Origin of the sequence: Pseudomonas sp. MD195_PC81_125, assembly GCF_014060985.1 — a bacterium.
Taxonomy (GTDB): Bacteria; Pseudomonadota; Gammaproteobacteria; order Pseudomonadales; family Pseudomonadaceae; genus Aquipseudomonas; species Aquipseudomonas parakoreensis.
Map to the genome: position 1 here is coordinate 1 of NZ_JABULD010001019.1, position 651 is coordinate 651.

Below are 651 nucleotides of genomic sequence, written 5' to 3' on the forward strand. Positions count from 1 at the left end.
TATTCACCGCATAGCGGCTGAATTGCCCCTTTTGCAGCGAATGTTGGCCGCTGTTGAGCACTTCAGGAGTGCTGCGGATGTGTTGCGTACGACGCACGGGTGTTCGGAATGACTGGAACAGCTTCTTCAGCATGGGATGCACTGTTTGAAGGAATGTTCGGCCATACCAAAGAATGACCGCATGATGGGCGCAGATTCTAGCATTTAGTCGGGGGATGGTGTAGGACGCAGCAGATTTGCGCTGCAGGCCGCAGGCTACAGGCATCGGGCAGGGTCGAAACGGAGGTTTTTGCCGAAAGACAGAAACTACAAGGGGAGCCGAAGCTCCCCAAGAAGTAGTTGCGTGCTCTTTTTTATTATTGATTCGGGCTTCTTGTTTTTGTTGAGTGCCCTCGCCATGAAGCTTTTCCTTCATGACCCTCCCAATCGGGAGCCAAGAGCAAACGGATTGCTTTGGTCGCTGTGTTGCAGTGATCTTGCGATCCAACCAGTACAGGCTCTGTCTTAGGACAGTTTTTGTTGTTCTCGGCCTGGTCGTGGGGCTAGCCCCAAATACAACGCCTCTCCAAAAGAATCAGTTAGCTGCGCCTCTCGCCGTCTTGTTTTTATTGTGCGTGAGTCGATTCGTCTTATTTTTATTGTCTTGTGCAT

At 51.2% G+C, this 651-nt stretch carries 1 protein-coding gene; it reads right to left on the reverse strand.

Going from position 1 to position 651, the window contains the following annotated elements:
- Window positions 1–415 (reverse strand): hypothetical protein (locus tag HT737_RS30935; protein ID WP_220459640.1); only part of this gene is annotated, 415 nt, incomplete at its 3' end.
- Between the last annotated feature and the right edge of the window lie 236 nt (window positions 416–651).